Raw genomic sequence first — 12,917 nt, 5'->3', positions numbered from 1 at the left:
CCGGCCCTCCGCGCACTAGTAACACTGAAACGTGCGAAGGAGGGCCGGGTGGGGGCGTCGAGAGACCTCGATTTCAGCGACTACTTCGCCGCGCGCGTGCAGCGCTTCCGGCGGGTCGCGTTTGCGCTCTGCGGTGACTGGCACGCGGCCGAGGACCTGGTCCAGGGCATGTTCGTGCAGCTGTACCGGCACTGGCGGCGCGTCCGCCCGGCCACGGTCGACGGGTACGCCCGCCGCATCCTGCTGAACCTCTTCCTGGCCGGCCGTCGTGGGCTGGTCCGCGAGTACGTGACTTCGTCCCCGCCGGACCAGGAGTCACCACCGGGCCGCGACACCCCCGTGCGCCTCGACGTCGAGCGCGCCCTCGCCGGCCTCACGCCGCGGCAGCGCGCGATGGTCGTCCTGCGGTTCCTCGAAGACCTCCCGGTGGCGGAGGTTGCTTCGCTGCTCGGCGTCGCCGAGGGCACGGTCAAGTCCCAGACGGCCCGCGGTGTCGAAGCCCTGCGCGCGGTCCTGCCCGCGCCGACGGCGGAGGAGTGGTGATGGAAGACGTCCGGTCCGCATTGACGGCTTACGTGACCGAGGGCGAACCGCCCCTGGGCCTTTCGGCGGCCGAGGTCCTGGCGTCGGCCCGCCGGTCGCGGCGGCAGCACCTGCTCACCGGAGCGGTGGCGATCGCCGTGGTGGTGCTCGCGCTGGGACTGGCGGTGGTGGTGCTCCCGCACCGCGCCGAAGTCGCGAACCGCCCGTGCCCCACGGCCACGGGCACGCGCTCTGCTCTGGTCGATCGGCTGAGCTGCCTGATCGGCAACGCCGTCCGGTCGATGCTCGACCCGGACGCGCGGATCACGCGGCTGACGATCCCGGGGGAGACGCCGCCGGAGGACCCGTTCCACCTCGTCGCCGACGAGATCGGCCCGGCACCCGCGCAGGCGTTGTTCCACATGGGGGTCCGGGTGACGGACGAGCGCGGAACGGGCTCGGTGTACGTGCTGATCGTGCCCGGCGGCCGCGGCGGCCCACCGTGCGGCGCACCCGGCGAGATCACCTGCGGCACGGAGCCGACCCCCCAGGGCGTCCTGTGGTTGTCGACGCTGCACACGGGCGACGCGCTGAAGAACCGCGCGTCGCTCGCAGGCTCGACCGCGCAGGTGCAGTTCTGGTCGACCAGCAGCGGGGTGCTGGAACAGAAGGACGTCCGGCTGCCGGAGCAGCGCCCGGAGCCGACGCTGACGCTGGAGCAGGTGCGGCAGCTGGCGTTGACCCCGGAGCTCGCCTTCTGAGGTCTGCCGCAGCTTGTCGTGAGTGGTAATTCGGGTTAGAACCCTAATTACCACTCACGACATCGTGCCGCGGGAACGCAAAGTCTCGATGACCTCGTCGTCCCACCGATGCGTCCGGATCAGCCGGTACCGCTCCGCCGCCACCCACATGTACGCCTCGGCCTCCGTGCGGTCGCCGACCATGCCCGCCTGGCTGAGCATCGACACCACCGGCACGAACTCCTCGTCGAACCAGCGCTGCGCGATGCTCGTCCGGTCGCAGAACTTGCCCTCGTCCTGCATCAGCCGGAAGCCCCACGCCTCCACGTGCTCGCCCAGCTTCGCGTAGTCCCACGGGTCCGACACGATCACCGACGCCCGCGCGTGGCCGGTCAGCGGCACTCGCTCCAGGAACAGCCGCCGGTAGTCCTTGACGATCAGGTCGCCGCGGTGGCGGATGCCGCTCGGGTCCAGTTTGGTCCGGACCACCGTCACCGATGCCTCTATTGTGGACAGTCCCTGCGCGTGCGCGACCGAGACCCGGTGGTGGCCGTCGATGATGAAGTGCAGCTCGCCGACGCGGTAGACCTCGATCGGCGGGATCTCCTCACCACGCCGGGACGCCAGCGCCAGCCGCTCCCAGCGTTCGCGGACGCGGGCCGACGTCGGGCGGAAGCGGCGGTCGAAGTCGCGGCTGCGGTCGACCGTGCCGACGATCGAGTCCAGCTTGATCACCCGCAGCCCGATCCGGCTCTCGCCGAGGTAGCCCAGCGCCTCCACGACCTCGTGGAACGGCAGCATGATGTTGACGTCGTCGGGTTCGCGGCGCAGCCACGTCGAAAGCCGCGAGAGCACCTGGCCCCGGCGCGCGCGGAGGAAGTCGTTTTCCGCGTCGGCGCGGGGGAAGCCCGTCTCTTTCATGAGAACTCCATGATCCGGTGGCCCACCACGTTGCGGACGCGGGTTTCGCCGACGACGCGGTCCGGCACTCGCTCGCCGTGGGGGTGGATGTGCCCGTGCAGCAGCCACTTCGGCCGCAGCACCTCGATCGTCCGGTGCAGGCACGCGAACCCGCGGTGCGGCGGGTCCGCACGGTCGCCGAGGTCCAGCGGCGGCGAATGCGTCAGCAGGATGTCGACGTCGCGGCCGTCACGACGGCGACGCCAGCGAGCGCGGCGCACCAGCCCGCGGGCCCGCCGCGCCTGCTGGCGCTGCGTCCACTGGTTCGGCCCGTCGTTGTAGCGGATCGAGCCGCCGAGGCCGGCGAACCGGATGCCGGCGACGTCGACGACCCGGCCGTCGGCGTTGATGCCGCCGGCCGGGCCCGGCCAGACCGTCGGGAAACCGTCCTTCATGGACAGCCCGCCGTAGCGCGTGTAGCCGCTCAGGTCCGGGTCGTGGTTCCCGGGCACGAACACGCACGGCGCGTCGAGCGCGCTGGCCAGGAACGCGAGGTAGTCGTAGGGGAGGTCGCCGGCGCCGATGACGAGGTCGACGGCGCAGGAGCGGACCGCGTCGGTCCACAACCGCTCGTCCACCTCGTCGGCGACCACCAGCGCTTTCGGCATACGCCCAGGGTACGACGCCGCGGCGTCACTTCATTCCGTGCGCGAACCCCGGGTCGGCGACGATGACAAAAGTGATGACGACGATCCACAGCACGCTGAGCGCGAGCGCCCAGAACTTCAGGTTGGACAGCATCCGGGACATGGCGAATTCTCCGAATCCGGTGGGAAAAGAAAGGGGACCTAGAGCCAGCCGTTCTTCCGGAATATTCGGTACAGCAACAGGCAGATCGCCAGGATCACGGTGATCACCAGCGGGTACCCGAACTTCCAGTGCAGCTCGGGCAGGTAGTCGAAGTTCATCCCGTAGATGCCCGCGATCATCGTCGGCACGGTGATGATCGCCGCCCACGACGTGATCTTGCGCATGTCGGTGTTCTGCTGCAGCGAGATCTTCGCGACGGTCGCGTCGACCAGGGTGGACAGCAGCTCGTCGAACGCCGCCACCCGTTCGGACACGGTCGTGAGGTGGTCGGCGACGTCGCGGAAGTACGAGCGGACCTCGTCCGGCACCAGCCGCGTGTAGCCCTCGGCCAGGCGCTGGACCGGCGTCGCGAGCGGCATCACCGCGCGGCGCAGCTCGAGGACCTCCCGCTTCATCAGGTAGATCTGCTCGGCGCTGATCTGCGACCGGGGCGCGAAGACCTGCGCCTCCATCACGTCGATGTCGTTCTCGATCCGGCCCGTGACGTCGAGGTAGTGGTCGACGACGTGGTCGGCGATCGCGTGCACGACCGCGGACGGCCCGAGCTTCAGCCGCTCCGGGTCTTCGTCGAGCTCACGGCGCAGCCGCGCCAGACCGGAGTGGTTCCCGTGCCGCACCGTGATGACGAAGTCGCGGCCGAGGAACACCATGAGTTCGCCCGTTTCGACGATCTCGTTCGCCGTTGTGGGTGACTCGTGTTCGACGTACCGGACGGTTTTCACCACGAGGAACAGCGTGTCGTCGTAGCGCTCCAGCTTCGGCCGCTGGTGCGCTTCGAGCGCGTCCTCGACCGCCAGCTCGTGCAGCCCGAAGGTCTCCGCGATGCCCTGGATCTGCTGGGAGTCCGGCTCGTGCAGCCCGATCCAGACGAACCCCTCGTGCCGCTTCCGGACCTCTTTGATCGCTTCGATGTGCGTCCAGCGGCCGGGCAGGCGCTCACCGCCGACGTACACCGCGCAGTCGACGACGTACGCGGACAGCGGCACCGGGACGGGGCGCACGGGCACGCCTTTGGCGCGGCTGCCGCCGCGGCCGCGAAGGCCGCCGAGCGACGGAATGGCAGGCATGGGACCTCCTGGGCGTCGTGCGTGGTCGTGCGAGACGACTGACCAGGGGCGGAAGAGTCCGCCCGGCGACACCAGCGTTCCCGGGGAGGGCGCCTACCAGGAGATGAGCCGGCCGGCCGGTGTGGTGGGAACGCTGGGAGTACTAGGGAGCGGACTATCGCCACTACTCATCGGGGTTCCTCACCTCCTTCGGGCCGGTCCAGAGTGGTGGGGCTCGCGTTGACGCGCGAACACCGATGGTTGAGGGTACTCCTCACTACGGATGCGTGTCGTACCAGGCTCACGCGGTGTTACGCGGACAGGAGATGACGAGTGCAGTTCGGGCGGTACTACGAGGAGTTCGAGGTCGGTGCGGTCTACAAGCACTGGCCGGGCAAAACGGTCACCGAGTACGACGACCACCTGTTCTGCCTGATCACCATGAACCACCACCCGCTGCACCTGGACGCGCACTACGCGGAGGAGACGACCGACTTCGGCAAGAACGTCGTGGTCGGGAACTACGTCTACTCGCTGCTGCTCGGGATGTCCGTGCCCGACGTCTCCGGCAAGGCCATCGCGAACCTCGAGGTCGAGTCGCTCAAGCACGTCAAGCCGACCTTCCACGGCGACACCATCTACGGCGAGACCGAGGTGCTGGACAAGACGCCGTCGAAGTCGAAGGACGACCGCGGGGTCGTCTACGTCGAGACCCGCGGGTACAAGCAGGACGGCCTGATCGTGTGCACCTTCCGGCGGAAGGTGATGGTGCCCAAGCGCTCGTACGGGGAAACTCGGGGCGGGGAGCAGCCGGGCCGGCCGGTGCCGCACGAATGAGGCTCTGATGGACTTGGACCGCATCAAGGGCGTACTGCGCAAGTTCGCGGAAGTCGAGGCGCGCGGGGTTTCGCCGCTCTACGAGCACCTGGCCCTGCAGGCGGCCGACGACGACGACGTCGCGGGGCTGCTGGCGTCGGCCCGCGACGGCGAGGTGCGCGCGACCCTGCTGATGGCGACGGCGCACCGGCTCGTGCAGGCCGACCCGATCCACCCGCTGTCCCGGTACTACCCGTCGCTGGGCGGCTTCGACGGCGTCGACTCCGAGACGTGGCCGCTGTTCCGCTCGTTCCTGCTGGAGCGGGCGGAGAAGGCCCGCGCGCTGATCGCCGAGCGGTACACGCAGACGAACGAGGTCAGGCGGGCAGCGCTGCTGTACCCGGGCGTGGCCCGGGCGGCTCGCGAAGCGGGCGGGAAGGTCTCGCTGCTGGAGGTCGGCTGCAGCGCGGGGTTGCTCCTGGGCCTGGACCGCTTCGGCTACCGCTACCAGTGCGACGGCGGCGAGCAGCTGACGGCGGGCCCGGCGAAGTCCGCGGTCGGCCTCCACTGCGCGCTCGACCTGGCGCCCGGCGCGGTGGCGCCGAAGCTGCCGAAGAAGCTCGCGGTGCTCGACCGGGCGGGGCTGGACCGAGCCCCGGTGGACCTGTCGGACGAGGACGAGCTGGCCTGGCTGGAGGCGTGCGTCTGGGCCGACCAGCCGGACCGCATCCGCCTCCTGCGGACGGCGGCGGCGGAACAGGCGAAACACCGTCCTTCGCTCATCACCGGCGACGCGGTCGACGACCTGGCATCGGCGGCTGGGACGTTGGAGGGACCGTTGGTGGTGCTGACCAGCCATGTTCTGGCGTATCTGCCGGCTGGGCGGCGGGAGGCGTTTGTGGGGGAGCTGGCGTCGTTGGCGGCTTCGCGGCCGGTTTGGTGGGTTTCGGAGGAGTTCTACGGGGCTGGGTTGGAAGTCGTGCTGCCCGGGCGGGCGGATCTGGCCGGGGCGGATGGGTTGGCGACTTTGGGTGTTGTGCGGTGGGAGGGTGGGAAGGCTGAGGCTCATGCTTTGGCTCGGACTGCCCCGCATGGGCAGCGCATGACCTGGCTACCACTCTGACCCGGGCTTCGGCCTGCGTGCCGGAGTTGCGACACCCGTGCCTGAAGGGTCGACACGCGTGTCTGGAGGGTCAACACGCGTGCTTGAGGGGTCGACACGAGCTTGGAAGGTGTGTCGACCCCTCAAGCACGCGAGTTGACCCCTGAATCACGCGTGTCGACCCTTCAATCACGCCCTAGGCGCCGCTCAAGCCCTCGGCAGGACTCCCCACTCACGGCTCCGACCGCGCGCCCAGCTCCGGCCCGCGCCCGGCTCCGGCCCGCGCCCGGCTCCGGCCCGCGCCCGGCTCCGGCCCGCGCTCACGGCCTTCAGCCTGGTAGTCCACAGGGTGCCCGTGATGTGGATGAACCAGCGCCCACGGCGGCTTCCGGGCCGTTTTGTCGGCCGGCCCCGATACGCTGGAAGCGGGACCGGCCCCCCAAGGGAAGGGCGGGGCGTGCCCGGCCCGCGGCGATGCCCGCCCGCAACCCCGCTCAAGCTCTCGGCAAAACACCCCACTCACGCAGCGTCACATACAGGAGATCCACCAGCTCCCCGCCCTCCTCCAGAGCCGAAAGGTCCGCCGAATCAGACCAACGGGCCTCCGAAGCGTCGTCACCCGCAGTGAGAATCCCTCCCGTCACCGAACAGGCGTAGTCGAAGATCTCGAACGGCCCGCGGGTCACCTTCCCGACCAATGTGCCCGGAATCACGTCGAGTCCCGTTTCCTCCCGAAGCTCCCGGATCACGGCCGTTTCGTCGGATTCGTCCGGTTCGACACGCCCGCCGGGCAGGGACCACAGGCCCGAACCGGGGTCGTTGGCGCGGCGGATGAGCAGCAATCGGCCGTTCCGGTCGAAGGCGATGCCGCCTACGCAGCGGATAGTGGCTGTCCGGGGTGCTTCCATGTCCCCGACGGTAGACGTGACCGAACTGAAAACGGATGTCCTGTACACGGAGAGTAGCCGTACGGTACACTTCGGACCGCGTGCTGACCCAAGCGCGGGACTTCCCTCCCCCGTGCCCGCCCAGTGCGGTACAACGTAAAAAGTCAGGATTTGCTCTTGTCCGGTGTCACCGTAAGAGACGGGATTTGATCGCGGTGAACGTGAAGAAGATTGCGGGCCTCGCCGGTATCGCGTTGGTGCTGTTCTTCGTCATTGCGCAGCCGGGGCAGGCCGCTGGCCTCGTCGGCAACATCATCGACTTCCTGCGCAGCTCGGCCGAATCGGTGATCACCTTCGTCAGTAACGTCTTCAGCTGACCGATCGGGGCTAACCTGGACCCATGTTCGCGCCACGCGACCCCGACGAGTACCTCCTCGACACCGAGCGGCGGGTCATCCGGATCCGCCGCCACTGGGCGGTGCTGCTCTGGGACACCTTCGAGGCGGCCGCACTCCTGGCCATCTGCGTCCTGGTGTCCTACCTGCTGCCACCGGCGCTGTACATCGGCCAGAACATCCTCTGGTACGTCGCGCTGCTGGTGGTCCTGCGGTTCGCGTACGTGGTCATGGAGTGGTGGGTCGAACGGCTGGTGGTCACCGACAAGCGGTTCGTCATGACCACCGGCGTCTTCACGACCAAGGTGCTGATGATGCCGATCAGCAAGGTCACCGACCTCAGCTACGTGCGCACCGCCACCGGCCGCATGATGGGCTACGGGACGATGGTCGTCGAGTCGGCCGGTCAGATCCAGGCGCTGAACAAGATCGACTTCCTGCCGCGGCCGGAAGAGTTCTACGACACGATCTCCGAGCTGGTCTTCGGCGACAAGCAGAAGCAGGCCGAACGCTTCTCGATGATCAAGGCCCAGCGCGCCGCCCGCGGCAAGAAGCCCGTCGGCTGAGAGTCCCGCCGCGGGTGTGACGCAGCGCATCGTCGACAATGGACCCGATGCGCATCGACCTGCACGCCCACTCCACCGCTTCCGACGGCACCGACACGCCGGCCGGGCTCGTCGCCGCGGCCGCTGACGCCGGGCTCGACGTCGTCGCGATCACCGACCACGACACCACCGCGGGCTGGGCCCCGGCCACCGCGGCCATCCCGCCGGGCCTGACGCTGGTCCCCGGCGCCGAGCTCTCCACGGTGTCGACCGATCCCGAGACCGGCCGCCAGATCAGCGTCCACCTGCTGGCCTACCTCTTCGACCCGACGTCCGAGGCCGTGGTCACCGAGCAGACCCGGCTGCGGGTCGAGCGCCGGACACGGCTGCGCCGGATGGCCGAGCGGATGGCCGCCGACGGCCTCCCGATCGACGCCGACGAGATCTTCGGCCTCCTCCCCGAGGACTCGCCGCCCGGGCGCCCGCACCTCGCGCAGGCGCTGGTCCGGGCCGGGCTGGTCAAGAGCGTCGACGAGGCCTTCGCCGACTACCTGAGCCCGCGCCGCGGGTACTACGTCGCCCGGCGCGACACGCCCGTCGAAGAGGCCATCGACATGATCGGCGCCGCCGGCGGCGTCACGGTCATCGCGCACCCCTTCGCCTTCAGTCGCGGCGCCACGATCAGCGAAGACACCCTCGCCGGCCTGGCCGCGCGCGGGCTCACCGGGGTTGAGGCCGACCACCCGAACCACGACCCGGCGACGCGCGCCCGCACGCGGGAGCTCGCCGGTGAGCTCGGCCTGCTGGTCACCGGTTCGAGTGACTACCACGGCACGAACAAGACCATCGCGCTCGGCGAATGCACCACCGACCCCGGGCAGCTGGAAGAGCTGGTGGCGCGCGCGACCGGGTTCCAGGTCGTGAAGGGCTGAAATGGCGATCGCCGACTTCTTCGACGCCAAGCTCTTCATGAGCGCGACGATCACCCTGGTCGTCATCATGGACCCGCCCGGCACCGTGCCGGTGTTCCTCAGCCTCGTCGGCCGCAAGCCGCTCGCGACGCGCGCCCGCGCCGCCCGGCAGGCCGTGCTCGTGTCACTGCTCGTGATCAGCCTGTTCGCGGTCGCGGGCCAGGCGATCCTGGCCTACCTCGGCATCGGCATCCCCGCGCTGCAGGGCGCCGGCGGGCTGCTGCTCCTGCTGATCGCGCTGCAGCTGCTCACCGGCAGCGGGCACGAACCCGAGGCGGCCGCGGAGGACGTCAACGTCGCCCTCGTGCCGCTCGGCACCCCGTTGCTGGCCGGGCCCGGCGCGATCGCCGCGACCATCGTGTTCGTCCGCCAGGCCGACGGCCACGTCGGCGCGTACATCGCGCTGGCGCTGGCGATCGTCATGACGCACTTCATCATCTACATCTGCATGCGCTACTCCGGCGTGGTCATCCGGCTGATCAAGGAAAGCGGCATCACGCTGCTGGCCAAGGTGGCCGGCCTGCTGCTCGCGGCCATCGCCGTGGAGCTCGTCGCGAACTCCGTGCGCGGCTTCATCGCCGGCGGCAGCTGACCCCGCCACTCGGGTTGTCCTGCCGGACAGGATCCGCCCGGCGCGTTGACATCGTTGGCACGCCTCCCGCAGCCTGAATCCCAACTCAGCGGTTGAAACGATTCAAGCGCCTTGCGGAGGCCTCGATGAAGTGGCTCAGAGTTTTCCTGCCGGTGGCGGTCCTGGTGGCGAGCGGCGTGGTCGCGACACCCGCCGACGCGGCGCCCGGCTGGCAGAAGTACGTCGTCGCGCCGTCGAGCCGGAACGTCCGGCCGGTGCGCGTGCTGTCCACCACCGGTGACGTCACGAACCCGAACGGCCTGCTCGGCCGCGGTGTCACGACGTTCAAGCGGCAGGCGCCGCCGCCGAAGCCGGCCTGGCCCGGCGGGACGACGGCGGCCGCGTCGTCGTTCCACGCGCCGAACAACGGCGGGAACGGCCAGCCGCGGACCTACGAGCCCGGCAACGCCGTCGACGGCAACACCGACACCTTCTGGAACGACGACACGATCGGCGCCTACCCGGACGTCCTGACGATCACCGCGGGCGCGCCGGTCGCGCTGCCCGGCGTCACGGTTCTGTCCAGTGTGGACGGTGTGCCGCAGGACTTCACGGTCGACGTGCTCGACGGCGGCGCGTGGCGGACCGCGGCCACGGTGACCGGCAACACCGCGGTGCAGCGCGCGGTGGCGTTCGACCGCGCGGTGACCACCGCGCAGGTCCGGATCACCGTGACGAAGGACCAGGCGACGCCGTCGGGCGAGTTCAGCCGGGTCACCGAGGTCTGGCCGGGCCTGGTCGCCGACCCGCCGGTGCCGGTCGCGGTGCTCGACTTCGGCAAGGTCGTCGCCGGGTACCCGAAGATCTCCTTCGCGGGCGCGTCGGCGAACCATCCCGGCGTCCGCGTGTCGACCTCGGAAACCCAGCAGTACTTGGGCGAACGCTCCGACTTCAGCCGCTCGGACTTCTCCGGCGGGCCGGGCAGCGACCAGATCGCCGTGCCCACGACGCCGACCGTCTGGCGTGACACGAAGGGCTGCGCCGCCGGGACCCAGGTGTGCGCGGACGGCCTGCGCGGCTTCCGCTACCTGCGGATCAGCCTCGACGCGCTCGCGTCGGACGCGCCGCTCACGCAGCCGTCCGGCGAGGTGCGGATCAACGGCGTCTCGCTCGACTTCACGCCGTTCCTCGGCACGCCGGACACCTACCGCGGCTGGTTCGAGTCGTCGGACGAGCAGCTCAACCAGTACTGGTACGCCGCTTCGTACACCAACGAGCTGGGCATGGACACCTTCCGCGAGTCCGATGTGGACCCGCGCGGCGCGTTTTCGCCGTCGCTGGACGGAAAGCTGGTGCTGCACGACGGCGCGAAGCGCGACCGCGACCCGTACGTCGGCGACGTCGCCGTGTCCGGGCTGACCCAGTACCTGACGCACCAGGACGGCACGGCGGCGAAGAACGTCCTGGCCGATCTGGCCGACCACCAGCGCGCCGACGGCTGGATCCCGCCCGCGTCGATCAACAACTACACACTGCCGCTGTTCGACTATCCGCTCTGGTGGGTGACTTCCAGCTGGGACTACGTCCTCTACACGGGCGACACCGCGTACGCGTCTTCGTACTACTCGAACCTCGTGAAGACGCTCGACGCGTGGTACCCGTCGGTCACCGATTCGCGCGGGTTGCTCTCGAAGGGCCTTAACGGCACAAGCGGCTACGGCGACTACGCGTTCCTGCCGCGTACGGGCGAAGTGACGTACTACAACGCGTTGTACGTCCGCGCGCTTCAAGGCGCAGCAGGCCTGGCACGCGCGACGGGACACGCCGCCGACGCGGACCGGTGGCTTTCGCGGGCTTCCGGCGTCGCGGCGGCGGTGAACCAGTACCTGTGGGACCCGGCGGCTGGGGCGTACCTCGACTCGGGGACCGGCGCGGTGCGCCACGGCCAGGACGGCAACAGCCAGGCGATCCTGGCCGGCATCGCGTCGCCGGCGCAGGCGTCATCCTCGCTGGCGCGGCTGGCGGCCGGGGCGCTGCCGTACGGGAATCCGTTCATGGACAACGACACTCTGGTCTCCGACGGCACGAAGCGCGTGTACGCGTTCACGTCGTTCCCGGAGCTGCAGGCGCGGTTCCGGACCGGGCAGACGGCGTCGGCGATCGACCAGATCAAGCGGATGTACGGCTGGATGGCGACGCACGACCCGGGCACCACGGCGTGGGAAGGCATCGGCGACGGCGGCTCGCACTACGAGCAGGGGTACACGTCGGCCGCGCACGGCTGGTCGACGGGCGTGGTCCCGGCGCTGACGAACGAGCTGCTGGGCGTCTCGCCGACGTCGCCCGGCTTCGCGACGTGGCAGGTTGCGCCGAAGCCGGGCTTGGTCTCCTGGGCGCGCGGAGCGGTGCCGACGCCGAAGGGCGCGTTGTCCGCTTCGTGGTCTCAGCTCGGTCCGGTGTTCTCGTTGACCGTGACGGCGCCGCGCGGGACGTCCGGCTCGCTGGTGGTGCCGGCCGGGCGGGTCGTGCTGCTGGACGGCCATGCGGTGCGGGGCGGGTCGTTGTCCGTCGGCGGCGGGACGCACACGGTGCTGGTGGTGCGGTAGCAGGCATTTTCCGCGCGGGGTGGCCCGCCCCGCGCGGAAAGTGTCGGTGGTGGTGCGTAGCGTGGGGAATCGTGAAGGAGCAGATGGGCTTCGATTTCGGCGTCGCGCAACCGGTGCGGCTCACGAAGGTGTCCCCGGCGCGGCTGGCGACCTTCGACGACTGCCCGCGCCGGTACCGGCTGTCGTACCTGACGAGGCCGACACCGCAGCGCACCGGGCCGTGGGCGCACAGCACGCTCGGCGCGGTGGTGCACAACGCGCTGCGGGCGTTGTTCGACCTGCCGGTGCTCAAGCGGGTGCCGCAGCGGGCCGTGGCGCTGGTGGCGGAGTTCTGGAAGGACGCGGGGTTCGAGGACGCCGAACAGGCGGCGCGGTACCGCGCGCGGGCCAAGGGGTGGGTGGCCGAGTACGTCGAGGACAACGACGTCACCCACGACCCGGCCGGGCTCGAGCGGTGGGTGTCGGCGCCGGTGAACTCGAAGCCGGGGGAGCGGCCGTCGATGATCATCGAGGGCCGCGCGGACCGCATCGACTCGCGCGAGGGGGAGCTGGTGATCGTCGACTACAAGACGGGTCGCCGTCCGCCGGACGAGTACGAAGCGCGGGCGTCGCAGGCACTGGCGCTGTACGCGGTGGCGGCGGCGCGGACGCTGCGGATGCCGTGCAAGACGGTCGAGCTGCACCACCTCCCGAGCGGCACGATCGCGGCGGCGGAGCACACGCCGGAGAGTCTCGCGCGGCACCTGCAGCGCGCGGAGGAGACCGCCGCGGACCTCAGGCTGGCCACGGATACCCTGGACGCGGGCGGCGACGGCGACGTGCTGTTCCCACCCCGCCCGGACCGCCGTTGCGCCTGGTGCGACTTCAGGCCGAGCTGCGCGGTGGGCCAGGAAACGGCCCCGCAGGCGCAGCCGTGGGACCTGCTCGCGCCCTGAACAGGAGGGTA

General features: G+C 70.2%; 14 protein-coding genes. 10 read left to right on the top strand and 4 right to left on the bottom strand.

Features of this window, described 5'->3' with window-relative positions:
- Positions 1 to 48: 48 nt before the first annotated feature.
- The gene (locus ACZ63J_RS09990) at positions 49 to 543 is read left to right on the top strand and encodes a SigE family RNA polymerase sigma factor (protein WP_465403901.1); all 495 of its coding nucleotides are present in this window, start codon (positions 49 to 51) and stop codon (positions 541 to 543) included.
- Complete coding sequence (locus ACZ63J_RS09985; RefSeq protein WP_465403900.1) at positions 543 to 1,283, top strand: hypothetical protein; 741 nt, start codon at positions 543 to 545, stop codon at positions 1,281 to 1,283. Before ACZ63J_RS09990 ends, ACZ63J_RS09985 begins: the two co-directional genes overlap by 1 nt.
- A gap of 54 nt (positions 1,284 to 1,337) precedes the next feature.
- Here the strand turns inward: ACZ63J_RS09985 and ACZ63J_RS09980 are convergent, their stop codons facing one another.
- The 3 genes from ACZ63J_RS09980 to corA all read right to left on the bottom strand — a co-directional run bounded on the left by ACZ63J_RS09980 (position 1,338) and on the right by corA (position 4,099).
- Entirely contained in the window at positions 1,338 to 2,183 is an 846-nt protein-coding gene (locus ACZ63J_RS09980) for a chromosome partitioning protein ParB (RefSeq protein ID WP_465403898.1), read from the bottom strand.
- Positions 2,180 to 2,830: a metallophosphoesterase family protein gene (locus tag ACZ63J_RS09975; protein ID WP_465403897.1), complete on the bottom strand. Its 651-nt coding sequence runs from the start codon at positions 2,828 to 2,830 to the stop codon at positions 2,180 to 2,182. Before ACZ63J_RS09975 ends, ACZ63J_RS09980 begins: the two co-directional genes overlap by 4 nt.
- Positions 2,831 to 3,010: 180 nt before the next feature.
- A complete protein-coding gene (gene corA, locus ACZ63J_RS09970) occupies positions 3,011 to 4,099 on the bottom strand; it encodes a magnesium/cobalt transporter CorA (protein WP_465403895.1) in 1,089 nt (362 codons plus the stop codon).
- A gap of 312 nt (positions 4,100 to 4,411) precedes the next feature.
- On the opposite strand from corA, the gene ACZ63J_RS09965 reads away from it, so the two are divergent.
- A complete protein-coding gene (locus tag ACZ63J_RS09965; protein ID WP_013223004.1) occupies positions 4,412 to 4,915 on the top strand; it encodes a MaoC family dehydratase in 504 nt (167 codons plus the stop codon).
- Between the two features lie 7 nt (positions 4,916 to 4,922).
- Positions 4,923 to 6,017, top strand: coding sequence for a DUF2332 domain-containing protein (locus tag ACZ63J_RS09960; protein WP_465403893.1), 1,095 nt, complete (start codon positions 4,923 to 4,925; stop codon positions 6,015 to 6,017).
- Between the two features lie 473 nt (positions 6,018 to 6,490).
- Here ACZ63J_RS09960 and ACZ63J_RS09955 read toward each other — a convergent pair whose 3' ends face one another.
- Complete coding sequence (locus tag ACZ63J_RS09955; RefSeq protein WP_465403891.1) at positions 6,491 to 6,904, bottom strand: NUDIX hydrolase; 414 nt, start codon at positions 6,902 to 6,904, stop codon at positions 6,491 to 6,493.
- 194 nt (positions 6,905 to 7,098) lie between these two features.
- Between ACZ63J_RS09955 and ACZ63J_RS09950 the strand changes: the two genes are divergently transcribed.
- The 6 genes from ACZ63J_RS09950 (at position 7,099) to ACZ63J_RS09925 (ending at position 12,906) form a co-directional block, all read left to right on the top strand.
- Positions 7,099 to 7,260 carry a hypothetical protein gene (locus tag ACZ63J_RS09950; protein ID WP_285455759.1) on the top strand — a complete coding sequence of 54 codons (162 nt, stop codon included), beginning with the start codon at positions 7,099 to 7,101 and terminating at the stop codon, positions 7,258 to 7,260.
- 23 nt (positions 7,261 to 7,283) lie between these two features.
- Complete coding sequence (locus ACZ63J_RS09945; RefSeq protein ID WP_125307077.1) at positions 7,284 to 7,844, top strand: PH domain-containing protein; 561 nt, start codon at positions 7,284 to 7,286, stop codon at positions 7,842 to 7,844.
- A gap of 47 nt (positions 7,845 to 7,891) precedes the next feature.
- The gene (locus ACZ63J_RS09940) at positions 7,892 to 8,755 is read left to right on the top strand and encodes a PHP domain-containing protein (protein ID WP_465303026.1); all 864 of its coding nucleotides are present in this window, start codon (positions 7,892 to 7,894) and stop codon (positions 8,753 to 8,755) included.
- Between the two features lies 1 nt (position 8,756).
- Positions 8,757 to 9,386: a MarC family protein gene (locus tag ACZ63J_RS09935; RefSeq protein ID WP_465303024.1), complete on the top strand. Its 630-nt coding sequence runs from the start codon at positions 8,757 to 8,759 to the stop codon at positions 9,384 to 9,386.
- Positions 9,387 to 9,511: 125 nt separating this feature from the next.
- On the top strand, positions 9,512 to 11,971 hold the full coding sequence (locus ACZ63J_RS09930; RefSeq protein ID WP_465403889.1) for an alpha-L-rhamnosidase-related protein: 2,460 nt from the start codon (positions 9,512 to 9,514) through the stop codon (positions 11,969 to 11,971).
- An 83-nt stretch (positions 11,972 to 12,054) separates the two neighbouring features.
- Positions 12,055 to 12,906: a RecB family exonuclease gene (locus ACZ63J_RS09925; protein ID WP_465336091.1), complete on the top strand. Its 852-nt coding sequence runs from the start codon at positions 12,055 to 12,057 to the stop codon at positions 12,904 to 12,906.
- Positions 12,907 to 12,917: the final 11 nt, after the last annotated feature.

Source organism: Amycolatopsis sp. NPDC104863, assembly GCF_055582965.1.
The sequence above is the reverse complement of the archived record's forward strand: the minus strand, read 5'-3'. Positions and strand labels throughout refer to the sequence as shown.